The 26,991-nt window shown below is 43.9% G+C and carries 31 protein-coding genes; 16 read left to right on the top strand and 15 right to left on the bottom strand.

The window, feature by feature from the left end; all coding sequences use genetic code 11:
- Positions 1-13: 13 nt before the first annotated feature.
- The 12 genes from mgtE to CXF83_RS20235 form a co-directional block, all read right to left on the bottom strand.
- Complete coding sequence (gene mgtE / locus CXF83_RS20290) at positions 14-1,378, bottom strand: magnesium transporter (protein ID WP_101093544.1); 1,365 nt, start codon at positions 1,376-1,378, stop codon at positions 14-16.
- Between the two features lie 85 nt (positions 1,379-1,463).
- Positions 1,464-1,739 carry an HPr family phosphocarrier protein gene (locus CXF83_RS20285; RefSeq protein WP_101093545.1) on the bottom strand — a complete coding sequence of 92 codons (276 nt, stop codon included), beginning with the start codon at positions 1,737-1,739 and terminating at the stop codon, positions 1,464-1,466.
- Positions 1,726-2,580: an RNase adapter RapZ gene (gene rapZ / locus CXF83_RS20280; RefSeq protein ID WP_101098039.1), complete on the bottom strand. Its 855-nt coding sequence runs from the start codon at positions 2,578-2,580 to the stop codon at positions 1,726-1,728. Before rapZ ends, CXF83_RS20285 begins: the two co-directional genes overlap by 14 nt.
- Positions 2,581-3,048: 468 nt before the next feature.
- Entirely contained in the window at positions 3,049-3,492 is a 444-nt protein-coding gene (gene ptsN, locus CXF83_RS20275) for a PTS IIA-like nitrogen regulatory protein PtsN (protein WP_101092614.1), read from the bottom strand.
- A 2-nt stretch (positions 3,493-3,494) separates the two neighbouring features.
- Entirely contained in the window at positions 3,495-3,782 is a 288-nt protein-coding gene (gene hpf, locus CXF83_RS20270) for a ribosome hibernation promoting factor (protein ID WP_101092613.1), read from the bottom strand.
- Positions 3,783-3,812: 30 nt separating this feature from the next.
- Positions 3,813-5,324 carry an RNA polymerase factor sigma-54 gene (locus CXF83_RS20265; protein WP_101092612.1) on the bottom strand — a complete coding sequence of 504 codons (1,512 nt, stop codon included), beginning with the start codon at positions 5,322-5,324 and terminating at the stop codon, positions 3,813-3,815.
- Between the two features lie 137 nt (positions 5,325-5,461).
- On the bottom strand, positions 5,462-6,193 hold the full coding sequence (lptB, locus tag CXF83_RS20260) for an LPS export ABC transporter ATP-binding protein (RefSeq protein WP_101092611.1): 732 nt from the start codon (positions 6,191-6,193) through the stop codon (positions 5,462-5,464).
- A complete protein-coding gene (lptA, locus tag CXF83_RS20255; protein ID WP_101092610.1) occupies positions 6,190-6,738 on the bottom strand; it encodes a lipopolysaccharide transport periplasmic protein LptA in 549 nt (182 codons plus the stop codon). Before lptA ends, lptB begins: the two co-directional genes overlap by 4 nt.
- Positions 6,739-6,801: 63 nt before the next feature.
- The gene (lptC, locus tag CXF83_RS20250; RefSeq protein ID WP_101092609.1) at positions 6,802-7,359 is read right to left on the bottom strand and encodes an LPS export ABC transporter periplasmic protein LptC; all 558 of its coding nucleotides are present in this window, start codon (positions 7,357-7,359) and stop codon (positions 6,802-6,804) included.
- Positions 7,356-7,907, bottom strand: coding sequence for a 3-deoxy-manno-octulosonate-8-phosphatase KdsC (kdsC, locus tag CXF83_RS20245; protein ID WP_101092608.1), 552 nt, complete (start codon positions 7,905-7,907; stop codon positions 7,356-7,358). The genes lptC and kdsC overlap by 4 nt, the downstream gene beginning before the upstream one ends.
- Position 7,908: 1 nt before the next feature.
- Complete coding sequence (locus tag CXF83_RS20240; RefSeq protein ID WP_101092607.1) at positions 7,909-8,886, bottom strand: KpsF/GutQ family sugar-phosphate isomerase; 978 nt, start codon at positions 8,884-8,886, stop codon at positions 7,909-7,911.
- Between the two features lie 46 nt (positions 8,887-8,932).
- Positions 8,933-9,892, bottom strand: coding sequence for a calcium/sodium antiporter (locus CXF83_RS20235; protein WP_101092606.1), 960 nt, complete (start codon positions 9,890-9,892; stop codon positions 8,933-8,935).
- A 175-nt stretch (positions 9,893-10,067) separates the two neighbouring features.
- Here CXF83_RS20235 and CXF83_RS20230 point away from each other — a divergent pair, with 175 nt between their 5' ends.
- From CXF83_RS20230 to CXF83_RS20180, 11 genes are all read left to right on the top strand, one after another.
- Positions 10,068-10,880, top strand: a complete 813-nt coding sequence (locus CXF83_RS20230) for an ATP-binding cassette domain-containing protein (RefSeq protein WP_101092605.1) — start codon at positions 10,068-10,070, stop codon at positions 10,878-10,880.
- Positions 10,867-11,652 (top strand): lipid asymmetry maintenance ABC transporter permease subunit MlaE, encoded by a 786-nt coding sequence (mlaE, locus tag CXF83_RS20225; RefSeq protein ID WP_101092604.1) that lies wholly within the window; start codon positions 10,867-10,869, stop codon positions 11,650-11,652. Before CXF83_RS20230 ends, mlaE begins: the two co-directional genes overlap by 14 nt.
- A 61-nt stretch (positions 11,653-11,713) precedes the next feature.
- On the top strand, positions 11,714-12,184 hold the full coding sequence (gene mlaD / locus CXF83_RS20220) for an outer membrane lipid asymmetry maintenance protein MlaD (protein WP_101092603.1): 471 nt from the start codon (positions 11,714-11,716) through the stop codon (positions 12,182-12,184).
- Between the two features lie 17 nt (positions 12,185-12,201).
- Entirely contained in the window at positions 12,202-12,876 is a 675-nt protein-coding gene (locus CXF83_RS20215; RefSeq protein ID WP_101092602.1) for an MlaC/ttg2D family ABC transporter substrate-binding protein, read from the top strand.
- The gene (locus CXF83_RS20210) at positions 12,876-13,169 is read left to right on the top strand and encodes an STAS domain-containing protein (RefSeq protein WP_101092601.1); all 294 of its coding nucleotides are present in this window, start codon (positions 12,876-12,878) and stop codon (positions 13,167-13,169) included. Before CXF83_RS20215 ends, CXF83_RS20210 begins: the two co-directional genes overlap by 1 nt.
- 13 nt (positions 13,170-13,182) lie before the next feature.
- Positions 13,183-13,434 carry a BolA family protein gene (locus CXF83_RS20205; protein WP_101092600.1) on the top strand — a complete coding sequence of 84 codons (252 nt, stop codon included), beginning with the start codon at positions 13,183-13,185 and terminating at the stop codon, positions 13,432-13,434.
- A 21-nt stretch (positions 13,435-13,455) separates the two neighbouring features.
- Positions 13,456-14,718 carry a UDP-N-acetylglucosamine 1-carboxyvinyltransferase gene (gene murA / locus CXF83_RS20200; RefSeq protein WP_101092599.1) on the top strand — a complete coding sequence of 421 codons (1,263 nt, stop codon included), beginning with the start codon at positions 13,456-13,458 and terminating at the stop codon, positions 14,716-14,718.
- A gap of 148 nt (positions 14,719-14,866) precedes the next feature.
- Complete coding sequence (locus CXF83_RS20195) at positions 14,867-16,261, top strand: sensor histidine kinase (protein ID WP_101092625.1); 1,395 nt, start codon at positions 14,867-14,869, stop codon at positions 16,259-16,261.
- On the top strand, positions 16,261-16,899 hold the full coding sequence (locus CXF83_RS20190) for a response regulator (RefSeq protein WP_101092598.1): 639 nt from the start codon (positions 16,261-16,263) through the stop codon (positions 16,897-16,899). The genes CXF83_RS20195 and CXF83_RS20190 overlap by 1 nt, the downstream gene beginning before the upstream one ends.
- Positions 16,900-17,091: 192 nt before the next feature.
- A complete protein-coding gene (locus CXF83_RS20185) occupies positions 17,092-18,756 on the top strand; it encodes an Ig-like domain-containing protein (protein WP_101092624.1) in 1,665 nt (554 codons plus the stop codon).
- Positions 18,757-18,973: 217 nt separating this feature from the next.
- On the top strand, positions 18,974-19,159 hold the full coding sequence (locus CXF83_RS20180) for a hypothetical protein (RefSeq protein WP_101092597.1): 186 nt from the start codon (positions 18,974-18,976) through the stop codon (positions 19,157-19,159).
- A 174-nt stretch (positions 19,160-19,333) separates the two neighbouring features.
- On the opposite strand, the gene degS is transcribed toward CXF83_RS20180, so the two are convergent.
- The 3 genes from degS to CXF83_RS20165 form a co-directional block, all read right to left on the bottom strand.
- Entirely contained in the window at positions 19,334-20,419 is a 1,086-nt protein-coding gene (gene degS, locus CXF83_RS20175) for an outer membrane-stress sensor serine endopeptidase DegS (protein ID WP_101092596.1), read from the bottom strand.
- 129 nt (positions 20,420-20,548) lie between these two features.
- Positions 20,549-21,907: a Do family serine endopeptidase gene (locus CXF83_RS20170; protein ID WP_101092595.1), complete on the bottom strand. Its 1,359-nt coding sequence runs from the start codon at positions 21,905-21,907 to the stop codon at positions 20,549-20,551.
- Positions 21,908-22,093: 186 nt separating this feature from the next.
- Positions 22,094-22,444: a ZapG family protein gene (locus CXF83_RS20165; protein ID WP_101092594.1), complete on the bottom strand. Its 351-nt coding sequence runs from the start codon at positions 22,442-22,444 to the stop codon at positions 22,094-22,096.
- A gap of 165 nt (positions 22,445-22,609) precedes the next feature.
- On the opposite strand from CXF83_RS20165, the gene zapE reads away from it, so the two are divergent.
- The 5 genes from zapE (at position 22,610) to CXF83_RS20140 (ending at position 26,912) form a co-directional block, all read left to right on the top strand.
- Complete coding sequence (zapE, locus tag CXF83_RS20160) at positions 22,610-23,719, top strand: cell division protein ZapE (RefSeq protein ID WP_101092623.1); 1,110 nt, start codon at positions 22,610-22,612, stop codon at positions 23,717-23,719.
- A gap of 326 nt (positions 23,720-24,045) precedes the next feature.
- The gene (gene rplM, locus CXF83_RS20155; protein ID WP_101092593.1) at positions 24,046-24,477 is read left to right on the top strand and encodes a 50S ribosomal protein L13; all 432 of its coding nucleotides are present in this window, start codon (positions 24,046-24,048) and stop codon (positions 24,475-24,477) included.
- A gap of 14 nt (positions 24,478-24,491) precedes the next feature.
- Positions 24,492-24,884 (top strand): 30S ribosomal protein S9, encoded by a 393-nt coding sequence (rpsI, locus tag CXF83_RS20150; RefSeq protein ID WP_101092592.1) that lies wholly within the window; start codon positions 24,492-24,494, stop codon positions 24,882-24,884.
- Positions 24,885-25,361: 477 nt separating this feature from the next.
- Positions 25,362-25,550 (top strand): DUF2065 domain-containing protein, encoded by a 189-nt coding sequence (locus CXF83_RS20145; protein WP_101092591.1) that lies wholly within the window; start codon positions 25,362-25,364, stop codon positions 25,548-25,550.
- Positions 25,551-25,616: 66 nt separating this feature from the next.
- Positions 25,617-26,912 carry an adenylosuccinate synthase gene (locus tag CXF83_RS20140; protein ID WP_101092622.1) on the top strand — a complete coding sequence of 432 codons (1,296 nt, stop codon included), beginning with the start codon at positions 25,617-25,619 and terminating at the stop codon, positions 26,910-26,912.
- Positions 26,913-26,991: the final 79 nt, after the last annotated feature.

Raw genomic sequence — 26,991 nt, 5'->3', positions numbered from 1 at the left:
AACTTTCTTTAAGCTACTTTATCAGGAATACGGTCGCCAGTCCTAAGAAGGCAAATAAGCCGATAACATCAGTCACTGTGGTTAATACCATGCCGCCTGCAAGCGCTGGGTCGATGTTCATCTTTTTAAGCAGTAACGGAATACTTGCGCCAGCAAGGCCTGCAACCGTCATGTTGATGAGCATAGCTCCACCAATCGTTGCTCCCAAGGTAATGTCACCTTTCCAAGCCCACACTGCTGCAAACACAAGAACGGACCACAGCAAGCCATTCAGAAAGCCAATGGCAAGCTCTTTGCCAATAAGCCACCTGGAGTTACTTTGACCAATTTGACCTAGGGCGATACCACGAATGACCAGCGCTAAGGTTTGATTACCTGCAACACCGCCCATACTGGGAACAATGGTCATTAAAATCGCGATAGTGGCAAATTGCTCTAATGTTCCTTCGAACATATTACTCACCGATGCTGCGAGCAGCGCGGCAAACAAGTTGACGGTTAACCACAGTGAACGGCGAAAGGTACTTTTGAGTACAGGACCAAAGGTATCGGTATCATCATCCATACCTGCCATACCCATCATCGAATGTTCGGCATCTTCTCGAATAACATCGACCACATCATCAATGGTAATACGGCCAAGCAACTTGTTATCATCATCAATAACGGGGGCAGAAACCCAGTCATGACGCTCAAACAGTTGCGCCACTTCACTGTCGGACATACCCACGGGAATAGCTTCGAGATCGGCGGCCATGATCTCTCTAATCGATGAATCTGGATTACAGGTGAGTAGATCGGCAATGCGCACACCGCCGAGTACTCGGTCCTGTTTATCGACCACATACAGCATATCGGTTGCGGCTGGCAGTTCGCCGCGAATTCTCAAATAGCGCAATATCACATCGATATTGACGTCGGGTCTTAGGGTTACAGTATCGGTATTCATGATACTGCCAGCAGTATCATCGGGATAAGAGAGCGCCTGCTCAACCCTGACACGGTCTTGGGCACTCATCGACTGCAGCACTTCATTAAAGATGCTGTCTGGTAAGCTTCTAAGAATGTAGGCTAAGTCATCGGTATCCATGCTTTCAGCCGCTTTAGCGACGCGCTCTGGACTCATTTGGCGAATAAGATTGTCTTTAAGCTCTTCGCCTAACTCATCAAGAATTTCACCTGTGTGCTCTTGGTCAATCAATTGCCATAAAACTTGGCGGGTGCGGGGCGGCGAAGATTCGAGAATAAAGGCGATATCGGTGGCTGCCATATCCTGCAACATATTGCGGACATGAACAAACATCCCGCTACCTAATGCTTTATTTAGCTGATTGAGGCGTTGGTCTGTTGTTTCGTTGTCTAAGACTTCAATCGGCATGGGTCCCTCGCAGGGTCTTTTAAAAGGCGCTTATCATAACGTAAGTAAAGGGGGATAAATAACAAATATTAGGAAAATGGACGGACTAATTATCTTCGTCGAATTTGGTATTGATCAAATGACATATGGCATCTAACGCTGGTTTTGCATCTGGGCCGTTGGCGAGAAGCTGTATGGATTTACCCATTCCAGTTTCTAACATGAGTAAGCCTAGTACACTTACCGCTGAAGCTTGCTTTTCACCTTGAATAATAGTGATTTGGGCATCAAATTCTGAGGCTAAAACCACCAATTTTGTTGCCGCTCTGGCATGTAGCCCGAGCTTATTGCAGATGGTGACTTGCCGTTCAATCGTTGGCATTTTTTAACTCTCTATGGCTAGAAGTGACTTTATGTCGGCCTTTTTTGAAGTGTTCAGCGAGTCGTTCTGTGACATAAACAGAGCGATGCTGGCCACCAGTACAACCAATAGCGATAGTGAGGTAGCTGCGGTTGTTACGTTCTAAATCGGGTAACCAAGTCTCCAATAAATTCTCGATCTGCCAGATAAACTTATTGACTGTAGGGTGCAGATTTAAAAACTCTTGCACGGGTTTATCGAGCCCTGTCATGGGTCTGAGATCCGGCTCCCAATGTGGATTTGGAAGAAATCGAACGTCAAACATAAAATCAGCTTCAGTTGGCATGCCATGTTTAAACCCAAAAGACTCAAACTTGATCATCAACTCTTTATCGACGTTGCCTAATAAGATCTCACGTACTTGGTCATTGAGATCGTAAATATTGAGGGTAGAAGTATCAATATAATGGTCAACGATCTTAGCGAGCGGTTCCAACTGGCGCCCTTCAAGCTGAATTGCTTCTTTTAATGAAATGTTTGCATGAGACAAAGGGTGCAGACGACGAGTTTCGTTGTAGCGCTTGAGGAGCACTTCATCGCTAGAGTTTAAAAAGAAGCTCAATAACTCCACGCCTTCTGGCAAATTGGTCAGATGCTTAATCCATTCGTTCTCTTTTTCTGGCATGTTGCGGATATCAACACTAATAGCGACTAACTCTGAGTTACCAGAAAGTTGTTCAAGCAGGGTGCCCATCATTGGCAATGGTAGATTATCGACACAATAATAGCCGAGATCTTCTAGCATTCTTAACAGTACTGATTTGCCTGAGCCGGAACGACCAGAGACTAGAACGAGTTTCATCTTTTCACTACCTAATAAAAGTTAGAATTAATGTTTTATAAATGTATACGGGGTGTACAAGATTATAGATTAACTTTTTTCTGGCTTAAAGCAATAGCTTAGGCTAGTTGGTAATAATAAATAATATTGCTGTAATAAATGCCTAGGTCGTTAAATCTTACTGCTTGTATATCGGTAATCTCTAGCGACTTACGGACTTGAGTCCGTCGAGATAGTTGCACTTTTAGGTTTGTTTTTACCGCAGTTTATACATTATTTTGGCGAGGTGGGACGATACGGAGGCAATGCAGTTTAATTATTCTCCACAAATAGCCTATAACACGGCAACAATAGCTTAGGAACACTGGTTTAAGTGTTTCTAAGCTATTCCTACAAGAGTGTGTAAGCGTTTCTCTTTGCTCATGTCTTATACTTCTTGAACATCAAAAAATACGTAAAAACTAAGCTCGACAGATCAGAGACCTCTCACTATTGAGTGATTAAGTCGTATAACTCAGATTCACTCTTACTTTTTCTCAACTGCTTCACGATCGCTTTGTCGTTAAGCTTTTCTGCCATTGAAGACAGCGTCGCGAGATGTTGCTCACATTGATCTGCGGGCACTAACAGGGCAAATAATATATCAACCGGTTGCTTATCTATCGAGTCAAAAGATATCGGTGTTTCACATTTGATTAATATGCCCAATGGATGGTCAATATTAGCCAATCTCCCGTGAGGGATTGCTATACCGTTGCCTATACCTGTGCTACCCATTTTTTCGCGAGCCAACAGGCTTTCGAAAATCTCTTGTGAAGAAAGGGTAGGGTACTGGGCAGCGGCAATATCGCTGATGAGTTCCAGTACTTTTTTCTTACTGCCCGGAGTGGCACAGGTAGTGCATTCCGGCTGCAGGATGGTACATAGTTCCATCGTTAGTGTTTGGTCAGCTTCTCTTTGTGTTTAATAACCTGACGATCTAATTTGTCGATCAGGGAGTCGATTGCGGCGTACATGTCCGCATGTTCCGAAGTGGCAAAAACTTCACCTTTTTTCAGGTGAATTCGTGCTTCGGCAATCTGTTGCATTTTTTCAACATTCAATATGACGTGCACATTATTGATCTGATCGAAATGACGTTCAAGCTTTGTAAATTTTTCTTCAACATAACTGCGCAGTGACGCAGTGATTTCAATGTGATGCCCAGTAAGGTTAATTTGCATAGAAAGATTCCTCCAAGTGTATAATTTTAGTTATAAACTCTTGCGTTGGTTTGAGGGCGGGATCATCATTGCTTCGCGGTATTTCGCGATGGTACGTCGAGCAACTTTAATCCCCTGTTCTGCCAACAGTTGCGCCATTTTGCTATCGCTTAATGGTTTCTGTTGGTTTTCAGCTGCGACTAACTTCTTAATAAACGCTCTAATTGCTGTTGATGAGCACTCTCCACCGTCGTCGGTTCCGACATGACTAGAGAAGAAATACTTTAACTCGAAAATACCTCTAGGGGTATGCATATACTTTTGTGTGGTCACCCTTGAGATAGTGGATTCATGCATCTCTACGGCTTCAGCAATGTCGTTGAGTACCATAGGTTTCATGGCTTCATCACCATATTCGAAAAATCCCTGTTGGAACTTCACAATACAGTTGGAGACTTTTAGGAGGGTCTCATTACGACTCTCAATGCTTTTAATAAACCATTTAGCTTCTTGTAAGTGACTACGAATAAATTGGCCATCTGCTTGATTTTTTTGGCTACGAGCCATCGAAGCATAGTGTTGATTGACGTTGATTTTTGGCATGTAGTCGGGGTTGAGTTCAACCACCCAACGGCCTTTCTTTTTTGTCACTGAAACGTCGGGGATCACATATTCGTCTTTACTTCGCGTGACTGCCAGGCCCGGTCTTGGGTTCAAGGTTTGAATAAGCGTGATAGCATCACGCAGGTCATCCTCTTTGAGCTTAGTCTTACGCATCAATTGCCTAAAATCACGTCCAGCAATCAAATCTAAGTAATCTTTAATGAGCAGGCGAGCATTGTCTATATGGGGTGTTGTTTCTGCATATTGAGCTAATTGGATAAGCAGACATTCACTGAGATCTCTGGCTGCGACGCCGATAGGGTCGAAATGCTGCACGCGTTTGAGTACGGCTTCCACTTCGTCTATCTCGATCTCTGGATCGCCCATTGCTTCAAGAATATCTTCACAATTCTGAGTAAGGTAACCTCGCTCATCAACCGCATCAATAATGGCGGTGGCAATCGCTAGGTCATTATCAGAAAAAGGCGTTAGATTTTTCTGCCATTCAAGATGTTCGTATAAACCTTCAGTGGTTTCGCCTTGGAATGGCATATCATCATCGCGCATTCCGCCGGAGCTTGAATTCGAAGACACGGTATAGACTTCATCCCAAGTAGTATCCATTGGGAGTTCATCTGGCATTGAATCTTGCGTTAATGCATCAGAGGTGTCTACCGCAGCGCTATCCTGCTGTGGATCAACATCTGTGTTACTGCTGTATTCATTGTCGCTATCCGACTCTGAATAGCTGTCAGAGTCACTGGTGGTTCTATCTTCGTTGCTGATAGGCTCGCCATCGGATTGCTCTTCATCTAATTCAAGCAGTGGATTAGAGTCTAATGCTTGCTGGATCTCTTGCTGCAGCTCTAAAGAGGACAATTGCAAAAGGCGAATAGCCTGCTGTAATTGTGGAGTCATAGTTAGCTGCTGACCCATTTTGAGCTGGAGTGACGCTTTCATCTTACCGCTATTCCCTACACTGTAATTAAACGTTGAAGCTCGGTGATTTGACGAAGAGAGCTTAAAGAGTCAACACTTTGATTGTATTCATATACTTAGCTAATGCTATACAATTAAACCCGCATACTGTGGGTTAACTATAGCCTGAATTGTTCACCTAAGTACACTGCTCGAACCTGCTGATTATCTAATATCTCGGCAGGTGTGCCTTCTGCAATCAAATTTCCGTGACTTACGATATAGGCATGTTCACAAACGTCCAATGTTTCACGCACATTGTGGTCTGTGATCAACACCCCTAAGCCACGGCTTTTTAACTGTTCAATAATCTTTTTAATATCGATAACCGATATTGGATCAACGCCGGCAAAAGGTTCATCGAGTAGAATAAACTTTGGGTTGGCTGCCAGTGCTCGAGCGATTTCAACTCTGCGGCGTTCACCACCTGATAACGCCATGCCTTGGCTATCGCGGATATGGGTGATGTGAAACTCTTCGAGTAGGTGTTCAAGTTGCTCTTCACGCTGCTCGTTATTGATATCTTTGCGAGTCTGTAATACTGCCATGATATTGTCACGCACTGAGAGCTTTCTAAAGATGCTTGCCTCTTGTGGCAAGTAGCCAATGCCTTTACGTGCTCGGAGATGCATTGGGTCTAAGGTTAAATCATCGTCATCGATTAAGATCTGACCCTTGTCGCTCTGAACTAAACCAACAACCATATAAAATGTTGTGGTTTTACCTGCACCATTAGGACCCAATAACCCAACAATTTGCCCTGTTTTGACCGTTAAACTCACATCTTGAACAACGGCTCGGCTCTTATAACTTTTCGCTAAATTGCGTACGGTCAGCGTTTTTTGGGTCATTGCTGTTCCTGCTTTTTAATGGGTGCGGCTGGGGTTTCAGGCGTCTCTTCTTGATAAGCTTCAGGCTGAATGATAGTGATCACGCGATCATTACCTTTACCTGTACTTTCTGCGACTAATTTTTGTAGTCCGATATTGTACTTGATGCGGTTACCCGTGACTTGGCTGCCCTCTTGCTCCAAGGTTGCATTACCTAACAAGGTTAAGGTTCTTGTTGCCAACTCATAACGGATCTCTTTCGCACTTGCCATCGCCGGGCGGCCATCTTCCATCATTTGGGTATATGTCGCAGGATTACCCGTAGCCACGAGTATTTTTCCTGAGCTCGCTTCTTTGGAGAACACCCGTAATTCATCAGCCTTCATTTTAATTGAACCCTGAGTCACTTCTACAGGACCAAAAAAGATCACCTGATTATTTTTTATATCAGCTTCTTGGCTGGCAGCAGCAATTTTAACTTCTTGCTTTAAGTCATCGACTTGCGCGTAGCTACTAATGCTAAGCAGACACAACAGACCTGCAAGTATTGATTGATTGTATTTCATAACTTCCTTCTACTCCGCTATTGGGTTGCTAGCATGAGTGAGTATATTTGTTTTTTGAATCGCTTACTTAACATCGTAGATCCCTTCGACTTGACTGATCAACTTTACACTTTGGGCGTTAAGATCAGCATAAAGGCCTGTTCCCTGAATCACAAACTCATTACCAGTGACGTAAATGATTTCATCAGAGGTCATAACCATCGTCTCTAGATCAAGCTCTAAATAGGAGGTAGACAATGTTTGGATCGGCTCTTCTGGACTAATAGAATCGATAATAACATTGTTTTCCAATGAGACCTTACCGGTTAAATTGTTATGGGTTCCTTTAGCCGCGGTTAAACGCCATTGGGCTTGACCATCATCGGGATAGATCAAATAAACCGGGTCAGTGAAGTAAGTCATACTGGCTTCTTCAAAGTGTTCCATGTGCTTGGCGGTGACTTTGCTATTAATGAGACCCGCTTCATTGTATTCAGTGCTGCGCATATCATTGATGATGTAGTTAGGGCGTTCGCTTATATCAATGTCTAACGTTTGGTCGCTTTTTTTAGACTGCACTTGCCAATAAAGGATCAGTGCGGTGCCAAATAAAGCGATAATCGCTAGGGTGACGCGATTCATATGCTCATCCCGTGAGCCGACTCAAACTTACCTTGGCTAAGTAATAACAAGTCTGTGAGCTCTCTAAGGGCGCCATGACCACCATTAATATGAGTTGTCATTAAAGCATGTTGCTTCACGTAAGGGTGGCCATCAGCGACGCAAACCGATAAACCGACCTCTTTCATCACCGGCAAGTCGACCATATCATCACCTATATAGGCAACTTCATTTGGATTGACATTGTAAAGTGCTAATAACTCATTGTAGGGGCTTAACTTGTTATCAACGCCTTGATAAATATGAGTGACGCCGAGTGCTGTCATTCTATCTTCGACAATTTTTGATTTTCGACCAGTAATAATCGCCACGTTAATGCCGCTAGAAAGAACAGAGCGAACACCGTAACCATCTCGAGTGTGGAATGTTTTAAGCTCTTCGCCGGAGTTGCTCATATAGACTAGGCCATCGGAAAATACGCCATCTACATCGCAAATAAGCAGTTTGATTTTGCTGGCGGCTTGCCAAACATCATCGCTAATCGGGCCATAGAATCCCTGTTTAGACATGTTAAATAACTCCTGCTTTCACCATGTCGAGCATGTTAAGTGCACCGACAGGTTGTTGCTGTGAATTGATGACTATCAAACCATTAATGTTTTTCTCTTCCATCACTTTTAATGCTTCTGCTGCAAGTACATTATCAGTAATGGTGACACAGCCTTTAGACATAACTTCAGCAATGGGGGTGGTACGTAAGTTAACTTCTGCATCAATCACTCGGCGTAAGTCGCCGTCGGTGAATATACCGACTAAAGTGCTTTTCTCATCGACAATGGCAGTCATGCCTAAGCCTTTTTTAGATATTTCGTAAAGCGCATCGGTAATACAGATATCATGCTTTACCAGCGGCAGCTCATTGTCTTTATGCATTACGTCACTGACTTTTAAGAGTAGCTTACGCCCTAAAGTTCCACCGGGATGAGACAGTGCAAAGTCATCTTTAGTAAACCCGCGAGCTTGCAGTAAAGCAACCGCTAATGCATCGCCCATCACCAAAGTGGCCGTCGTGCTCGATGTTGGCGCTAATCCCAGCGGGCAGGCTTCTTCGGGCACTTCAATACAAAGGTGCAGATGGGCTAGCTTTGCCATGTTGGATTCCGGCTTGCCTGTTAACGAAATCATCGGCAGCCCCATGCGCTTGATTACTGGCATTAATGTCAGAATCTCACTCGATTCACCTGAGTTAGAGATAGCAAGGACGATATCGTTTTCGCTTAATACGCCTAAATCACCGTGACTCGCTTCACCTGGATGGACAAAAAATGCAGGCGTTCCAGTGCTGGCTAATGTGGCTGAGATCTTATTACCTATATGGCCTGATTTGCCCATTCCCATAACGATAACTTTGCCGGTGCACTGCAATATTAATTGGCATGCTTGGGCAAACTCATTTGAGTCTACATATTGGTAAAGGTTATCGAGTGCTTTTTTCTCGATATCAATGACCTTGGTGCCCCACTGGCGTAGCTGCTGTTCATCTACCATTTCTTGGTCTCTCTCTAATTTACTGCTTTATAGGTCGCATTCATATTTAAGATAGGAAAAGTAACGCTTGATACGCGACAAATGTAATGAGTAGAACAACGCCATGCCAAGGCTTTAGTTGCCTAGCGCGTCCGCTCAATAATATCAGTATTGCAAGCGCACTGCTCGTTGCAAGTACCATGTAGAAATCTCTCGTGCTTGCCGCGGCATCGACGGCACCTGGCGCGATAATGCCGGGTATGGCAAGTACCGCTAAAATATTAAATAAGTTTGAACCCACAATATTACCGATGGCTAAATCATCCTCTTTTTTCAACACGCCAGCAATACAGGCTGCAAGCTCAGGAAGACTGGTACCCACGGCAATAATCGTCAGTCCGATGACTAAGTCAGAAAGGTGATAAGCCTTAGCAATGCCTACAGCACCTTGAACCATCCAATCGGCTGAAAGAGGTAACAACACCATGCCGATGACAAGCCAAAAAATCGCTTTCTTGGTGGGGACATTTGAGGGAACCTCATTATCGGCATCAATGGCTAACGCATCGCGATTATTATTCGTCAGACCATGCCAAATTAGGTAGCCCATTAATGCGAAAAAGAGCACTAAAAGAGACACGCCTTCAATTCGGGTTAAAAAGCCGTCATATAAAAAATAACCCACAATGACGGTGGCGGCTAACATTAAAGGGATTTCACGTTTCAGCGTTTGTGAACTGACGGAAATAGCCCCGAGTAACGCTGTAATACCTAGAATGAGTGTGATGTTAGCTATATTGGAACCGAGCACGTTACCAATGGCTGTATCTGTCATGCCTTCCATTGACGCGGTGGCGGCAACAAACATTTCTGGTGCAGAGCTGCCCATAGCCACAATGGTTAAGCCTATTAACATTGGTGGAAGGCCTAAGTTGCGTGCAAAAGCTGCCGCACCGTATACAAACTTATCTGCGCTCCAGACTAAAGCACTTAAGCCAGCCACTAACAAAAATATATTAAATAACATCGATTCTAGGTATTTGAGGATATAGCCGCGTATTTTCGCTGTAATTTAACAAAAATGAAAGTATTGAGACGAGATAGTGTTGATTTGGTTGTACCTGATTGTTCAATTACGTACAATTTCTCCCTTTCCAGTACGGAAAAATGGATGTTTCTTAATTTGAATGCAGGGCTCATGCATGACTCAAAACCATAACTCATTGGTCGAAATCCAGAATATGGCCTTTAGCCGCGGCTCACATGTCATTTATGAAGACATCAGTCTATCGATCCCTAAAGGCAAGGTTACTGCAATAATGGGACCTAGTGGCATAGGCAAAACCACCTTACTGAAATTAATCGGTGGTCAGCTCACGCCAAGTAAAGGCAAAGTACTTTTTGATGGCATCGATGTGCATCAATGCAGCCGCAGCCAATTATTTGTATTGCGTAAGCGCATGAGTATGCTGTTCCAAAGTGGCGCGCTATTTACGGACATGAATGTGTTCGATAATGTTGCGTTTGCGCTTAGGGAGCACTCTGGTTTACCTGAAGCGATTATTCGCCGCATCGTGTTAATGAAACTCGAAGCGGTTGGACTGCGCGGCGCGGCGCCGTTAATGCCAACCGAGCTTTCAGGAGGAATGCAGCGCAGAGCTGCCTTGGCTCGTGCCATCGCCTTGGAACCGGAAATCATTCTTTATGACGAACCGTTTGCAGGACAAGACCCTATTTCAATGGGGGTTTTGGTTAAATTAATTCGTGAACTGTCCGATGCACTTAACCTGACTTCAGTGGTGGTGTCGCATGATGTGCAAGAGGTGCTAGGCATTGCTGATTATGTCTATGTGCTGGCAGATAAAAGAATTATCGCTCATGGCACCCCCGAAGAACTGCGCTTGGCTGACAATCCGCAGTTAACACAGTTTATTGGCGGAGAACCAGACGGGCCGGTGCCGTTTCATTACCCTGCACCGGACTATAAGAAGGAGCTGCTAAGTGGGCTTGATTAATCAAATCGCTAAGTTGGGTCGTGGTGCTATTGATTTAGTGGTTGGTCTTGGTCAAGCGGGACTGATGCTATGGGGTGCGATAGCGCATCGCCCAAGGTTTAGAAAAGGTACGCCGTTGCTCATCAAGCAATTGTATGTGGTTGGCGTGCAATCAATGGTGATTATTTTAGTATCGGGGCTCTTTATTGGCATGGTATTAGCGCTGCAAGGCTATAATATACTTGTTGGCTTTGGCACTGAAGAGAGCCTAGGACCCATGGTCGCCTTGAGCTTATTGCGTGAATTAGGTCCTGTAATTACCGCACTATTATTTGCCGGACGCGCGGGCTCAGCATTAACGGCTGAGCTTGGCCTAATGAAAAGCACTGAGCAGCTCTCGAGCCTGGAAATGATGGCTATTGATCCGCTACGGCAGATTATTGCACCGCGCTTTTGGGCGGGAGTGATAAGTTTACCTTTGTTAGCATTAATGTTTACCGCCATAGGTATTTACGGTGGTCATGTTGTTGGCGTTGAATGGAAAGGGATCGATAGTGGCGCCTTTTGGTCAATATTGCAGTCTTCAGTTGAATGGCGAGAGGACATTGTTAACTGTATTATAAAAAGTGCATTGTTTGCGGTGGTAGTGACTTGGATAGCACTTTATCGCGGTTATAATGTGGTACCTAATCCAGAAGGGATCAGCCGAGCAACAACCCAAACGGTAGTGCAGTCTAGCTTGGCGGTGTTGGCGTTAGATTTTTTGCTGACAGCGATGATGTTTGGCAGCTAGCGTAAGATTGCAAGCATGTTAATTATTGTTTAGATTTATTGAATAGAGTGGTAAATGAGTTATGTTGACACGGAAGATTGAGGTGTTAGTCGGCCTATTTTTATTGTCTGGATTGGCAGCGTTTTTAATATTAGTTTTCAATGTTGCCAATGTAGAAGTAAAAACGGGTGACAGTAGTTATTCCCTCCACGCCAAATTCAGCAATATTGGCGGTTTGAAAGTGCGTTCTCCAGTGAAGGTAGGTGGCGTGGTGGTTGGCCGAGTTAGTGCCATCACTTTGGACCCAGAAAGATTGGTCCCTATCGTTACGCTCTCGATGGATAAGCGCTATCAGTATTTCCCAGAAACGAGCACGTTATCGATCTTAACATCCGGCTTATTAGGCGAGCAGTTTTTAGGGCTGGCCCCAGGTTTTATGGATGACGATGTTGAGATGTTAGCCGATGGTGACAGTATTGACGATACCCATTCGGCATTGGTATTAGAAGAGCTGATTGGCCAGTTCTTATATAGTGCAGGTTCAAAAGATTAGTGGTAGGAGTAATGGATATGTTGAATAAATTTTGTCGCGGATTGATGCTGGTTACAGTGGCGTTTATGAGTCTTAGCGTGCAAGCGGCTGATACCGAAAATAGTACCGATGTTGAGATAGATAAAACGAACCCTTATACAATGGTTGAGGCTGTTTCTAAAAAAACATTTGCGCGCTTTAACCTAGATAGGCAGTTGATTGCTGATAATCCTGAGCATTTAAAGGTTATTGTTACCGAAGAGTTGATGCCGTATATCGATTATAAATACGCCTCTTATAAAGTGTTGGGTCAGTACTTACGTGACACTACAAAAGATGAACGTACTCGCTTTGTTGAGGCTTTTAGAGGTTATTTAGTTTCAACGTATGCACAAGCGTTTACTGAATATACAGATCAAACGGTTAAATTTAATCCTGCTAAAGATTTTTCCGGCGAGAAGATGGTCAACGTTAATGTTAGGATCATCGAGAAAGGGCGCCCTGAAATCAAGTTACAGTTTAGAGCTCGGCGTTTAAAAGATGATACTTGGAAAGCATTTGATCTTGTTGCCGAAGGTGTTAGCTTATTATCTTCAAAGCAATCAGAGGTCACTAACTTGGTTCGTCAAAAAGGCATCGAAGCAGTGATCGAGATGCTCATTGAGCGCACAGCGACTCATATTGATTTAAACCCGAGTGAGCAGGCCAACTAGTGGCAAGCTTTCAACAGCAAGGTATTATTTGTGCGATTAGCGGCCGCTTAGATCAAGATGCCGTAATCAGTCTATGGAATGACAGACGTTGCTTATTGGATGTCGACACTGCTTTTTTACAGTTATCGGACATTGAATATTGTGACAGTGCTGGAGTGGCATTTTTACTCGAATTAGTCAGTGTTTTTGCCGCAAAAGGTGCTAGCTTGAAGTTGATTTCAGCTTCAGAGCAGCTTAAGAAATTTATCGTATTATATGATTTAAACGACTTCTTTTATGAAGAAGCACAGTAAGGTGAATAGTTCCATGGAATGTAAAGATATAGAAGCGATCCTGTTAGAAGCATTATCCTTAGAAGAAGTAAAAGTGACTCAAGAAGGGACTCATTACAAGATTGTCGCCGTCGGTGACTGTTTTGACGGGATGGGGCGCGTTAAGCAGCAACAGACAATTTATGGTCCATTAATGGCTCACATTACTAGCGGTGAGTTACACGCTATTACGATTAATGCATTCACGCCAACACAATGGAAGCGTGAAAAAGTCTTTAATATGTAATTGCTGATTTAGAGAGTTAATGTGGATAAATTAAAAATTGAAGCGAGCAATGCGCTTGCGGGTGAAGTTGTCATTTCAGGCGCCAAAAACGCGGCTCTGCCAATTCTAATGGCGGGTGTGTTAGCTGAGACAGACTTTAATGTATCTAATGTTCCTAGTCTTAGGGATGTTAATACCAGTTGTGAATTATTACGCTGCTTGGGTGCCGAAGTCACTCGCTCAGGCGATGATAAAGTGTGTATCTCAACCACCAATCTTAATGAGTTTTGCGCCCCTTATGAATTAGTTAAAACGATGCGTGCATCGATATTGATTCTAGGCCCTTTACTTGCTCGATACGGTAAGGCTGATGTGTCTCTGCCCGGTGGTTGTGCTATTGGTGCCCGCCCGGTGAATTTGCATCTGCAAGGCTTAGAGCAAATGGGTGCCAAGATTGAAGTCAAAGAGGGCTATATCAAAGCTCGTGTTGACGGTCGTCTTAAAGGCGCCCATATCTTTATGGATATGATCAGCGTCGGCGCAACCGAGAACTTATTAATGGCTGCTGCATTAGCTGATGGCGAAACTGTTATCGAAAATGCAGCACGTGAGCCTGAAATTGTAGATTTAGCCAATTGCTTGATGGCAATGGGGGCAAACATCGAAGGCGCTGGTACCGATACCATTCGCATTCAAGGTGTTGAGTCGCTCCAAGGTTGTGATTATCGCGTGATGCCGGACCGCATCGAAACCGGTAGCTTTCTTGTGGCCGCAGCGGTGACTCGCGGAAAGATTCGTTGCACTAAAGCGGACCCTAAATCGCTTGAAGCGGTACTGGCTAAGCTTGAAGATGCAGGCGCAAAGATCACTACCGGTGATGACTGGATTGAACTTGATATGCAAGGGCAGCGCCCTAAAGCAGTCAATATTAAGACGGTGGCTTACCCTGGCTTTCCAACTGACATGCAAGCACAATTTTGTGTGCTTAATGCATTAGCAGAAGGTACCGCAACCATCACTGAAACCATTTTTGAGAACCGCTTTATGCATGTTCCAGAGCTGAGCCGTATGGGCGCAACAATGGAGCTAGAGGGTAATACCTGTATTATCCACGGCATTGAAAAGCTAAATGGTGCACAAGTGATGGCAACCGATCTACGGGCATCAGCCAGTTTAGTGATTGCAGGGCTTGTTGCTGAAGGAACAACGATTGTTGACCGTATCTACCATTTAGATCGCGGTTACGAGCATATTGAACAAAAGTTCAAAGGGCTTGGTGGACACGTTGAACGGGTAAAATCATAAACTGATTGAGCTTAGCTTTACGAAATAAGAACCATTTAGGCGTTATCGCTTAAATGGTTTTTTGTTTTATGAACTAGCGCAAATTAACGAGAGGCTAAATCAGAACAAGATCAACACATGGCTATCTTTACAATGTTATGTTATCGCTATGCCTATTTTTGTCACTTTTAATATCTATCTATTCTACGGCCTAGTTTTTTTCTCTATAGGTTGCGCTGTCGTATTCCGAAATTTTAGATATAGCCAGCTTAAAGTTGCTCCTACCTTGTGGGCGTTGGCCATTTTTGGGTTTTCACACGCCTTCCATGAGTGGTCCGAACTGTATATTATTATTTTTTCGCATGATATTGGGCAGCAGTATCAACTACTGATCCAGTGGCTCAGCCTTGCTAAGCTACTCTTATCCTATATCGCGTTAATGGTGTTTGCTTGGCAAATACTGAGTATTACCACCAAGCGGGTTGCTATGGTTGGGCATGGGATCATTCTGTCGATATTAATTAGCTATCTATGGCTGATTATTCCAGACCTGCATGATCTGGCAGCCAACAACACTGGTTTTGCTGAAGCGAGTCAATATACCCGTATATTAATTGGTTTTGGTAGTGCCTCTTTAGCGGGCATTGGCATGGCCGTTTATGGCAATAGCTTACGTCAAGAGAAGCATCACTATGGATTGTACTTTGTGATCAGTGGGGTTGGCCTACTGATATACGGTGTACTCTCAGGACTCGTACCGACAGATTCTCATCATAGTGTACCTGTGTTGCGAACCCTCGCTGGCGGCTTGATTTTAGTTGCACTGTTTAAGGCGTTAAAAGTCTTTGATTTGGAAAGAGAGCAAGTAACCGCAGCCAAGCTTAAGCGTGCTCTTGAGGCTGATAAATACAAAGCGATAGGTCGATTAGCAATGGGAGTGGCGCACGAGATCAATAATCCATTGGCCTCTTCAACACTCGCGCTAGATCTTTGGCAGCGGAAGAACCCTGAACATTTTAGTTCTGAAGGGGACTACTTGAATCGAGCTAGACTGGGTATTGAGCGTGCTTCATCTATCAGTAAAGAGCTATTGAGCTATGCTCGGCCCGCGTCAGGGATACGCGGCGATGTTGCGATTGAAGATATATTAAATAGCGCTGTAAAGTTGTTGGCTCACCGCTGTAAGCATCATGAGATCCAGTTGAATTGTGCAGCTCATATTTTTCTCTATTGTGAAAAAATTAAATTAGAAGAGTTAATCATCAACTTACTTTGTAACGCGTTAGATGCATCGCAGCTTCGGCAAAGAATAACAGTTGATGTTACCGAGGTAGATACTCGGGTCATTATTACTGTCAAAGATGTCGGCTGTGGTATGAGTAAAGAGGCGTTAGCTCGTGCTACAGAACTGTTTTACTCCAGTAAACCAGTCGGCAAAGGCACTGGGTTAGGGTTGGCTATTTGTGAGCAAATTACATCATTACATAACGGGAAAATGAATATTGTGAGTGAGTTAGATAAAGGTACCACTGTAGAGTTAGTCTTTTATCGGGAGCACTGCTAATGATCTCTATTCTACTGGCCGAAGATGATAACGAACTTAGGCGTAACATGGTTGAACTGCTTGAGCTTGAAGGTTACCGGGTAACGGCAGTTGAGAGCGCTGAAGCTGCAATTGCAGAAAGTGAACTACAACACTTTGATATCGCGCTATTAGATCTCTTGATGTCGGGGATGACTGGCGTTGAAGCTATATCGAATTTACGCCATCAGCAGCCTTTTATTGCCATCGTGATTATTACCGCTTATGCAACGGTTGATACTGCAGTTGATGCGATGAAAAAGGGGGCTGATAGTGTGATGACTAAGCCTTTTAAGAGCCAGGAACTCATTGTGACCATTAAGCGTAGCTTAGCGGAAAAAGAGATGCTTAAAAGCCGTTCTGATCTCGACCCTGATCTTGTCTACAGCGCGCTGGCTAACCCATACCGCCGCAAGGCATTAATAGCACTGGCAGCCCATCAAGCCTTGAAATTTATGGATTTGTGTCGTTTGGTCGAAATGGATGACCATACCAAGTTTAACTTCCATCTACGTCAATTAAAAAAGGCTGGCCTTGTTATGCAAAATGAGAAGAAGATCTATATTCTGACAAATACAGGTCAATTTGTTTTACAACATCACAACTTATCTGAAGATTAAATATAGTTAATAAATAAGACGTTAGATACATTCTGATAACAATAGTTCACAACTTGTTAATTCTAGTGAACTCTAGTTATCTATCTCTTTAGTAGTAACTCTTCAATACTTGACCCATGTCCATAGAGGCTATCAATCGCCAAACAGATTTATCTCGGCGATATGAATATGAGCAATGTTGAGGATGAACTTATGAACGCACAAATCCCATGTAAAAAGCTACTACTCGCGAGCATGATAACCATGTTGGTTGCATGTGGTAGTGATAATGATGATACCACCCCACCTGTAGAGAATACTCCACCTGTTGCCGTCGCTGATGCCGCAAATGTCCTTGCATCAGCAGTCGTGACCATCGATGTATTGGCAAACGATACCGATGCTGATGGCGATTCGCTAACTATTGTTTCTGTTGATTCAGGTAGTGCCGTTATTAAAGATGGCAAAGTTGACTTTACCGCAGGCAGCGATGCCGGTGAGGTGAAGTTTAACTACACCATCACTGACGGTACTGATGAAGCGTCTGCTGTTGTTACCGTTACTGTTGAAGCACTGCCAGAGCCAGAAGTATTAGCTTATGTTGGTTCGGCATCTTGTGCTAGTTGCCACAGTGGCAAACATGAATCTTTTGTTAAGACTGGTCATAACTTTAAGATCATGAAAAACCCTGGAAATGATGCTCCTGTATTCCCATATACCCCAGCAGCAACCATTATTGGCGCTATCGATCTATTGGTCGATTCAATACCCAATAATGATTTAGGTGCACCAACGAGTTACGATGAGGTCTCATATACAGTCGGTGGTTACGGTTGGAAAATGCGCTGGTTAGACAAAGATGGCTACATCGTTACCGGTAAAGATGTGCAATACAACATTCGAAACTCTGCCGGAGAATTGAATATTCCTGATAATCATCCAGGCGATGCGGATGTTATGGGCAATTACAAGGATACCCAGTTCAATGTTCAATATAGCTGTGGTAACTGTCATACAACGGGTTGGAAGCGCACGACTGATGTAGCTGGTGGCGATACTCGCAGCCCATTACGCCAAGATGACTTACCGGGCATGAATGGTACTTTTGCTGAGCAAGGTGTGCAGTGTGAGTCTTGTCACGGTGCGGGTAGTTTCCATGTTAAGTCTCCTTCAAAAGACAATATCACTAAGATTGCGGTCGCACGTATTACCGATGATTTCTTAGCTGAAGATATGGCTTACGGTAAGGCTGTTACTTGTGCCGAATGTCATACACGTGATGGTGAGAAAGACTACCCAACATTTGTTAGCCATTATAACGACGCTTTCCCTGAAGGCAGCAAAGTCGGTGGCCGCATCATCTCTAAAGGCGGCTTATCAAAGCATCACCAAACTGCCGATGAAATGTTAGGTGTCGTTCCTGAAGATCACGGCACTTATAAAGCGGGTGACGAAATTGGTCCTAAGAGTGGTATGGCGTGTACTACTTGTCATGACTCTCACAAGTCTACCTTGAATGCAGATAGTGCTGATGGGCTGCACACTGGCGCAGTGAAAGAGTGTACTTCTTGCCATACAGGTGACTACAAGAAAGAGTTCACCGTTGGACTACATGAGTTTGCTGCAGAGTGTACAGATTGCCATATGCCGAAACTGGCTAAGAGTGCTGTTACTCATTTAGCTAAAGACGGTACAACATTATACGGTGATGTGAAGTCTCACTTATTCACTATCGACCTCGACCCAGCAGCAAAGCAGTTCACTGAACTTGGTGACTTTCAAATGCCTTGGGCAACCGCGCAGTACTCATGTGGTGAGTGTCATGCTGATGTAGCTAGTTATGTTGAAAAGTTACCTGGTGGAAAAATGCATAAGTAGCAAGTAAGCTTACTTACCTCCCTTTATCCCTGCCAAAAGCCGCTCTATTTCATCATTAGAGCGGCTTTTTCATGTGTTGAACTTCTGCTTACCCACCCACTTAAGATAAACAAAGGTTAATATACTAGATCGTACTCCTTTAGCTCATTTTGCTATGGTTAACACTAAGCGTTGAAGAAGGGTTCATGTAGAGTTGACCAGAAGGGAGCTGAGATAGATGAAACTATGGCAAAGGATGGGCTTATTACTACTGCTAATATTGACTGCGCTGGCGTGTTACGCCGTTGGCTTTGCATCAGGCGCTAAAGGGGTACTGATCTTAGGTGTGGCTTTAGAGATCGCATTCTGGTTTAGCTTACTGCAAAAGAAACCGCAGCAGCTACCGAAATCTACTGTTAATTGAACTTACTCACCAATCCATAGAGTGACCTGCATTTAAGTGGCACTCGGTTTAATGCCCTTCTGATGCAATATCAATTGGTTTTCTTGGAGGGGCTAGATTGATCGCATTTAGATGTCGTCAGACAGTAAAAAGCCTGCATTAAGCAGGCTTGTTATGGGTCTAGGAGGTTAGCGGTTACTCTTTGTTGTGAACTGGCTTCTCATCAATTATCACTGGTACATCGTAAGACTTACCTTCGCGAATAATGGTGATTTTAACTTCCATACCAGGTTTTGTTTCAGCGATTCTATCCATCAACATCTCAACGCCCGGTATCGCTTCACCTTGATAATGCGTTATTACATCACGGATTTGCAGTTGTGCTTTTGCCGCCGGACCGGCTGGGTCGATACTTGTCACTAGTACACCCGTTAAGTCTGGAAGATTAAGAATTTGTGTCATCACGGGACCAACCGCTTCACCACTAATACCTAAAGCACCACGAATAACGCGGCCATCTTTAACCAACTTACCCATAATGCTGTGAGCCAGTTTGATGGGGATTGCAAAGCTAATACCGTGAGTACCACTTTCTTTACCAACCTGAAAAGCCGCGGTGTTAATACCGACTAATTGGCCGGTAGTATCAATGAGTGCACCACCCGAGTTACCCGCATTAATCGCAGCATCAGTTTGTAGAAAATCAAGGTAACCAGAACTGAGTCCATTTCGACCCGTTGCACTAATAATGCCTTGGGTAATGGTTTGGCCTAAGTTGTAGGGGTTACCAATGGCCAATACGACATCACCCACTCTTGCTGGTACCTCGAGTCCAAGTGGCACGATGGGAAGATTATCGCCCTCGACTTTTAATACCGCTAAATCGGTTTCGGGATCGCTGCCAACCACTTCAGAGGTGAATTTTCTACCATCTTGCAACGCGACGACAATCTCGTCGGCTTGTTTAATGACGTGGTAGTTGGTAAGGATATAACCCTCTTTGCTCATGATAACACCTGAGCCCAATCCTTGTAATGAACTGGGTTTAAGCGGTTGTCTTTGATCAATGCTGAGGCTATAAATATTGACAACAGCGGGTGCCGCTCGGCGCACTGCGGTTGCAAAAGATAATTCGTTGCTGCTGGTTACCGCACGGCTCATTAAGCCATTCGTGAGGCTTTGCCCGGTAATTAAAGGCATCACAATAATGATAACCACAGCCATGATAAGGCCAAATGCTATGGCTTTACCGACATATATAAGAGTGTCTTTAATCATCATGATTGGGAGTTAATACTGAAAAGATGAGTTAGATTAACATGTTTGTATTAAACACGCATACGAAAGCACTTTGACCGACAATAAAATAGCCGAGTATATTACTCGGCTATTCAGTTTACGCTGATGAACTTAGCGAAGGATCAAATATATGCTGGTGTTGTCTCGTTGTATTTTTAACGCGACAGAGCCTTTCTGCTCTTCAAACACTGACTTGAGTGATTTTAGGTTTTTCACTTTAGTGCGGTTTACACCCACAATAACATCACCTTTTATCAAACCACTCGCCGCTGCTGGTGAGCCCTGAGCTACATCGGTAATCGCGACTCCTGATGAGGCATCAGCATTTTCAAGTTTTGCACCTTGTAACATTGGGTGTACTGCCCCTGCGGCGGCTTCTGCTGTTTGGGTTGATTCTCCGAGTGTTGCGGTCACGGACTCTTCATCACCGTCACGGATCAGGCCAAATTCAACTTTGCTACCCGCGCCCATAGTGGCAACTTTGGCGCGTAGTTCTTGGAAACTCTTAATCTTGCGACCATTAACACTGGTAATAATGTCGCCTACTTTTATGCCTGCTTTGTCTGCAGCACTGTCTGGCATGACTTCATTAATGAAACCACCGTGCTGGGTGTCAATGCCAAAGCCTTTTGCCAGCTCACTGGTAAGGTCTTGACCTAATACCCCAAGTACGCCACGACGCACTTCACCATGTTCAATAATTTGGTCCACTAGGTTGTTGACCATGTTTGATGGTATCGCAAAACCGATACCAACGTTGCCGCCGCCTGGAGCGACAATCGCGGTATTGATACCGATGAGGTCACCATTTAAATTAACTAATGCCCCCCCGGAGTTACCACTGTTGATAGCTGCATCGGTTTGAATAAAGTTCTCAAGCATTTCAATGCCAAGGCCACTTCGGCCCATCGCACTGACAATACCCGATGTGACGGTTTGACCAAGACCAAACGGATTACCAATGGCGACGGCAAAATCTCCTACTTGTAGCTCGTCGGAGTCAGCGCGCTTAAGGGCTGTGAGGTTTTTGGCTTCGATTTTTAATAGGGCGATATCTGATTCGGTATCAGTACCAATGAGTTTTGCTTCAACTTCGCGGCCATCAGATAATCCGATAAGGATTTCATCAGCGCCCTCAATAACATGGTTATTAGTAACAATATAACCCTCTTCAGCATCGATGATGACGCCCGAACCGAGTCCTTTAAATGGACGTTCCTGTACTTGTTCTCTTGGTGCGTTAGGGCCAAAGAAATAGCGGAATGCATCAGGGACTTTTTGCTTAGAAACATGTGTGCCTGACACTGCTACGGCGACCACTGCTGGCGTCGTTTTATGTAACATAGGGGCTAAACTCGGTAAGAGTTCGCCGCCGACGGCAAGAGGGATTGCGGCCTGAGATACAGTGGGGGCTAGCATTAAAGAAGCACTTAAAAAGGCTGCTGAAAGTAAGGATAATTTAGTCTTCATTTATACGTTGCTCCAATTTCGTCAATACTAATGTTTGCACGGTTCGGCACTGGTTTACCTTTAACAAAAGGTGAATGCCATGCAAATCATATAATCTGTTTTATATCATTCGTTATTGAGTCGGACTCAAGCGAGTATCAAAAAGTTCATCAATGATTAACAAAGGTTAATTTATCGATACATTCTCTATAGTGATGCAGTCTTTTCAGTATAGGTGCTATCGGTTGCTACGCTGCGGTTATCTACAGGCGCTAAATCAGCTAGATGTTTATCAGTCGTTGGGGAGGTTAATAAGCTCGCAGATGTATTCCATTGCTGGTTAACCTTATTGACTAGGTGGGTAAGTTCCGAGAGTTGTTTATAGTGGCCGTCAAAGTGATCTGATACTTCTTGCTTATATTGGTAAAGTTCCAGCTGAGTTTGCTCTAGCTGTTTATTTTGACTTTTGTCTTTATTTTTTATAGTTAAAACGGTATGCCCAACGTAGCCAAAAACGCTGCCTATAACAAAGGCTGCAAAGGTTAATGCCCATTCCATATTGACTCCAATGACGACTTTAAAAAGAGAGATGCTGCCAAATATACATGGCGGCTTTCGGCCGTGGTACTATTTACTGAAATAGTTTAATTATAATTAATCACCAAACAGTCCTGATCGGCTGATTTGTGTTTGTTCCTTACCTACAGATAGAGAATGATTTACGTGTCGCATTTAACTCCTTGGCAGCATTATCAACAAGATTTAACTCGAGATGACTTTTCCCACGACGTTGCACAAGAAGAAGCGGTAAAGCAACTGCAACGAGTGTACGACGATCTTATCGCACTGAATAGCCAAGGACGCAGCAAGAGTAAGCTGTTTTCTCTATTTGGGACAAAATCAAAGCAAAGCGTACAAGGGCTCTATTTATGGGGCGGAGTGGGTCGCGGTAAGACGTATCTAATGGATACCTTTTTTGATTCTCTTCCGGGTGAAAAAAAACTGCGTGCGCATTTCCATCGGTTTATGCATCAATTACATATTGATTTGGCACAGCTACAAGGGCAACGTGATCCGCTGGTCATTATCGCTAAAAAAATGGCGACACAATATCAAGTGATCTGCTTTGATGAATTCTTTGTCTCTGATATTACTGACGCAATGTTGTTAGGATCCTTGTTTGAATCCTTGTTTGCTGAAGGCGTCGCCTTAGTCGCGACGTCTAACATCATCCCTGACGAACTGTATCGCAATGGTTTGCAGCGGGCTAGATTCCTACCCGCGATTGCTGCTATTAATAAGTATTGCGATATTTTAAATGTCGACTCAGGCATTGATTACCGACTAAGAACACTTGAGCAAGCTGAGATCTATCACTCACCATTAGATGCACAGGCTGAGCAAAACTTACAAGAGTATTTTGCGAAGTTAGCCCCGGAATCTGAGATCTCACAAGAAGGGGTGCTAATTGATGGCCGCGTCATTGAGATCCGTCAGCAAGCCCAAGGGGTATTGTTGATTGATTTTAGAGCGTTATGCGATGGCCCGCGCAGCCAACGAGACTATATGGAGGTTGCAAGACTTTACCATACGGTGCTGCTCAGTAACGTAGAGCAGATGGGCGAGCATTTAACTGGTGATGACATTGCACGTCGATTTCTAGCGATGGTAGATGAGTTTTATGAGCGTAATGTTAAATTAATTATTTCATCGGCAGTCTCTTTAGAGGATATCTATACTAAAGGCTTACTGAATTTTGAATTTAAACGTTGTCGTTCCAGATTGACCGAAATGCAGTCCCACGATTATTTGGCGTTAGAGCATTTACCTTAAGTTTAAAGCCAATCACTCGCTGCTTTTTAACTTGATTATTTGTCTCTAAAACGACCTTATTTCCTACGTTATGAGGCGATCAGAGGGTCATCTGCAGCCTTGATAGATGAAACGTTTAAAAAGAGATAAGAATTTATCTAGAAATTAGGTGATTTTTAACTCATCTTTGTCTATAATCCGCCACCTGCCCTCGTTATCCACCACTCTAGGTGGAAGTTGTAAAGCCTAATTCTTTGCTCGAAGGGGCGGGGAAAGGCATTTTTTGTGTTTTTGCCAATAATGGCATTAGCATGTGAGACAGAATTTTAACATTGGGTTTTTGTAAAATGAAGACTACTTTTACTGCTACACCAGAAACAGTCACTCGTGATTGGTTCGTCGTTGACGCCGAAGGTAAAACTTTGGGTCGTATCGCTACTGAAATAGCTTCTCGCCTACGCGGAAAGCATAAGCCAGAGTATACGCCTCATGTTGATACTGGTGACTACATCATCGTTATTAACGCTGAGAAAGTTACCGTGACTGGAAACAAAGCCAAAGGCAAAGTTTACTATTCACACTCTGGTTTCATCGGTGGCATTAAGCAGATAACTTTTGAGAAGCTGCAAGCTCATAAGCCTGAAATGATTATCGAAAAGGCTGTTAAGGGTATGCTACCTAAAGGCCCATTGGGCCGTGCCATGTTCCGTAAGCTTAAAGTTTACGCTGGTACAGAGCATAACCACGCTGCACAACAACCTCAAGTACTTGATATCTAAACGGGATTATAGCAATGGCTGCAACTCAATACTACGGCACTGGCCGTCGCAAAACTTCTACTGCTCGTGTATTCGTTAAAGTAGGTACTGGTAACATTATCGTTAACCAGTTACCTCTAGACGAATATTTCGGTCGTGAAACTTCTCGCATGGTTGTTCGTCAGCCTCTAGAGCTAGTTGAAATGACTGACAAGCTAGACATCATGGTAACTGTTAAGGGTGGTGGTAACACTGGCCAAGCAGGCGCTATTCGTCACGGTATTACCCGTGCGTTGATGGAAATTGACGAGACTCTACGTCCTTCTCTACGTGCTGCTGGTTTCGTTACCCGTGATGCTCGTAAAGTTGAGCGTAAGAAAGTTGGCCTACGTAAAGCACGTAAGAAGCCACAATTCTCTAAGCGTTAATTTTCGCTTTCAGAATTCAAAAAGCCCAGCTATATGCTGGGTTTTTTATTGCCTAGAAATTACCGCTTTGCCTAATCACAATATTTATCAACTTAGTCTGCTTTTTCGAGCGACTCTTCATTCAGGTTGTTGCTTTTACACGTCCTGAACGCTTTCAATTGTATCGGCAAATAAAATCCCTCCGCAATGCACTGGCTAAACCTGTGGCAGATAACGGCTGAAATACGCATGTGCAGCTTTTACGTTGCCATATGTATGGAAGCTTGCCTTTTTGGCTCAGCACACACGACAGCACTATTGAGAGGGATTTTGATTAGCTTATTTGGCTTGTCGGTTATTACGACATTTATCTGAGGTCACACTTACTATAAGATGGCTGAAGAGCAACTCGGTAATCATAGTGGCTAGAGAAGCTGGCTATTAGGAGAGGTAAAGTGCTTTATATTCTTCAGTGTTCGGTACAGGAAATACTTTGTTATGTCTTTTGAGTTAATCATGCTTGCGTTAGGTTTAGTGCTCATCATTGAAGGAATTGGCCCCTTATTATTTCCCAATCGTTGGCGAGCGTATTTAAAAGAAATTTCCAATCAAAATCAGCAGCTTTTGCAACGTTTAGGTGGCTCTTTAGTCACCGTTGGTGTGATTATATTGATTATTTTTTCATAAAATACTTGCCTACCGCCCCTATAGATCTGCTAAAATCCCGTTTTAACCACTACCGTGCAGCAAATAATGGGCAAAAACGTTGTAGTTCTCGGCACCCAATGGGGTGACGAAGGCAAGGGTAAGATAGTAGATCTTCTTACCGAACAGGCTAAATATGTCGTTCGTTACCAAGGTGGCCACAATGCGGGTCATACTCTTGTTATCGATGGCGACAAGACCGTTCTTCATCTTATTCCATCAGGGATCTTACGCGATAATGTAAAATGCATTATTGGTAACGGCGTGGTGCTTGCACCTGACGCACTGATGACTGAAATTAACATGCTTAAAGAGCGTGGCGTACCTGTAGAGGAACGTTTATTAATTTCTGAAGCATGTCCTCTAATTCTTCCATTCCATTGTGCATTAGATATGGCCCGCGAAAAAGCGCGTGGCAATAAAGCTATCGGCACGACGGGTCGTGGAATTGGTCCAGCATATGAAGATAAAGTATCACGTCGCGGTTTGCGTGTAGGCGATCTGTTTAATGCAGAATTGTTTGCAGAGAAACTGAAGGAAGTGATGGCTTATCATAACTTCATGCTGACCGAATACTACAAGTGTGAAGCGGTAGATTACGAAGAGACATTGAAAGATGCTCTAGCAATTGCTGATTACTTGAAGAGTATGTGCGTCGACGTTTCTGAGCTACTTGATCAGGCACGTAAAGCCGGTGAACCGATTCTATTTGAAGGTGCTCAAGGCACGTTACTCGATATTGACCATGGTACTTATCCATTTGTAACCTCTTCTAATACTACCGCTGGTGGTGTTGCTACAGGTTCTGGATTTGGTCCTCGTCATCTCGATTACGTTTTGGGTATCATGAAGGCATACACCACCCGTGTTGGTGCTGGTCCTTTCCCAACGGAATTGAAAAACGAAATTGGTGATTACTTAGGTACTAAGGGTCATGAGTTTGGTGCGACTACAGGTCGTAAACGCCGTCCAGGTTGGTTAGATGTTGTCGCGATGAAGCGTGCAGTTCAAATCAACAGCGTAAGCGGCTTCTGCTTGACTAAACTAGATGTTCTAGACGGTCTTAAAGAAGTGAAAATTTGTGTTGGTTATGAGTATCCTGATGGTACTGTAGCAACTACAACACCGCTAGCAGCTGAAGGCTATGAGCAGGTTACGCCTGTTTTAGAAACTCTGCCTGGTTGGAGCGAAACAACTTACGGCGCAACATCTGTAGAGCAACTGCCACCGGCAGCAATCAACTACATTAAGCGTTTAGAAGAGTTGCTAGAAACGCCGATTGATATTATCTCAACGGGTCCGGATAGAAACGAGACCATGATTCTAGTGAATCCGTTTAGTTAATAAGAAGAGGCCGCGTTTAGCGGCCTTTTTATTAGCGGTTATTGATGTTTTACCGTCGTCGATAGTCTGTTTCGGTAAG

It is taken from the genome of Shewanella sp. Choline-02u-19 (assembly GCF_002836205.1).
Taxonomy (GTDB): Bacteria; Pseudomonadota; Gammaproteobacteria; order Enterobacterales; family Shewanellaceae; genus Shewanella.
The sequence above is the reverse complement of the archived record's forward strand: the minus strand, read 5'-3'. Positions and strand labels throughout refer to the sequence as shown.

What these genes read in the sequence shown, in the direction of transcription:
- mgtE (WP_101093544.1), bottom strand. Translation starts at nt 1,378, where the DNA reads ATGCCGATTGAAGTCTTAGACAACGAAACAACAGACCAACGCCTCAAT.
- CXF83_RS20285 (WP_101093545.1), bottom strand. Translation starts at nt 1,739, where the DNA reads ATGCCAACGATTGAACGGCAAGTCACCATCTGCAATAAGCTCGGGCTA.
- rapZ (WP_101098039.1), bottom strand. Translation starts at nt 2,580, where the DNA reads ATGAAACTCGTTCTAGTCTCTGGTCGTTCCGGCTCAGGCAAATCAGTA.
- ptsN (WP_101092614.1), bottom strand. Translation starts at nt 3,492, where the DNA reads ATGGAACTATGTACCATCCTGCAGCCGGAATGCACTACCTGTGCCACT.
- hpf (WP_101092613.1), bottom strand. Translation starts at nt 3,782, where the DNA reads ATGCAAATTAACCTTACTGGGCATCACATTGAAATCACTGCGTCACTG.
- CXF83_RS20265 (WP_101092612.1), bottom strand. Translation starts at nt 5,324, where the DNA reads ATGAAAGCGTCACTCCAGCTCAAAATGGGTCAGCAGCTAACTATGACT.
- lptB (WP_101092611.1), bottom strand. Translation starts at nt 6,193, where the DNA reads ATGACCCAAAAAACGCTGACCGTACGCAATTTAGCGAAAAGTTATAAG.
- lptA (WP_101092610.1), bottom strand. Translation starts at nt 6,738, where the DNA reads ATGAAATACAATCAATCAATACTTGCAGGTCTGTTGTGTCTGCTTAGC.
- lptC (WP_101092609.1), bottom strand. Translation starts at nt 7,359, where the DNA reads ATGAATCGCGTCACCCTAGCGATTATCGCTTTATTTGGCACCGCACTG.
- kdsC (WP_101092608.1), bottom strand. Translation starts at nt 7,907, where the DNA reads ATGTCTAAACAGGGATTCTATGGCCCGATTAGCGATGATGTTTGGCAA.
- CXF83_RS20240 (WP_101092607.1), bottom strand. Translation starts at nt 8,886, where the DNA reads ATGGTAGATGAACAGCAGCTACGCCAGTGGGGCACCAAGGTCATTGAT.
- CXF83_RS20235 (WP_101092606.1), bottom strand. Translation starts at nt 9,892, where the DNA reads ATGTTATTTAATATATTTTTGTTAGTGGCTGGCTTAAGTGCTTTAGTC.
- CXF83_RS20230 (WP_101092605.1), top strand. Translation starts at nt 10,068, where the DNA reads ATGACTCAAAACCATAACTCATTGGTCGAAATCCAGAATATGGCCTTT.
- mlaD (WP_101092603.1), top strand. Translation starts at nt 11,714, where the DNA reads ATGTTGACACGGAAGATTGAGGTGTTAGTCGGCCTATTTTTATTGTCT.
- CXF83_RS20215 (WP_101092602.1), top strand. Translation starts at nt 12,202, where the DNA reads ATGTTGAATAAATTTTGTCGCGGATTGATGCTGGTTACAGTGGCGTTT.
- CXF83_RS20205 (WP_101092600.1), top strand. Translation starts at nt 13,183, where the DNA reads ATGGAATGTAAAGATATAGAAGCGATCCTGTTAGAAGCATTATCCTTA.
- CXF83_RS20195 (WP_101092625.1), top strand. Translation starts at nt 14,867, where the DNA reads ATGCCTATTTTTGTCACTTTTAATATCTATCTATTCTACGGCCTAGTT.
- CXF83_RS20190 (WP_101092598.1), top strand. Translation starts at nt 16,261, where the DNA reads ATGATCTCTATTCTACTGGCCGAAGATGATAACGAACTTAGGCGTAAC.
- CXF83_RS20185 (WP_101092624.1), top strand. Translation starts at nt 17,092, where the DNA reads ATGAACGCACAAATCCCATGTAAAAAGCTACTACTCGCGAGCATGATA.
- CXF83_RS20180 (WP_101092597.1), top strand. Translation starts at nt 18,974, where the DNA reads ATGAAACTATGGCAAAGGATGGGCTTATTACTACTGCTAATATTGACT.
- degS (WP_101092596.1), bottom strand. Translation starts at nt 20,419, where the DNA reads ATGATGATTAAAGACACTCTTATATATGTCGGTAAAGCCATAGCATTT.
- CXF83_RS20170 (WP_101092595.1), bottom strand. Translation starts at nt 21,907, where the DNA reads ATGAAGACTAAATTATCCTTACTTTCAGCAGCCTTTTTAAGTGCTTCT.
- CXF83_RS20165 (WP_101092594.1), bottom strand. Translation starts at nt 22,444, where the DNA reads ATGGAATGGGCATTAACCTTTGCAGCCTTTGTTATAGGCAGCGTTTTT.
- rplM (WP_101092593.1), top strand. Translation starts at nt 24,046, where the DNA reads ATGAAGACTACTTTTACTGCTACACCAGAAACAGTCACTCGTGATTGG.
- rpsI (WP_101092592.1), top strand. Translation starts at nt 24,492, where the DNA reads ATGGCTGCAACTCAATACTACGGCACTGGCCGTCGCAAAACTTCTACT.
- CXF83_RS20145 (WP_101092591.1), top strand. Translation starts at nt 25,362, where the DNA reads ATGTCTTTTGAGTTAATCATGCTTGCGTTAGGTTTAGTGCTCATCATT.
- CXF83_RS20140 (WP_101092622.1), top strand. Translation starts at nt 25,617, where the DNA reads ATGGGCAAAAACGTTGTAGTTCTCGGCACCCAATGGGGTGACGAAGGC.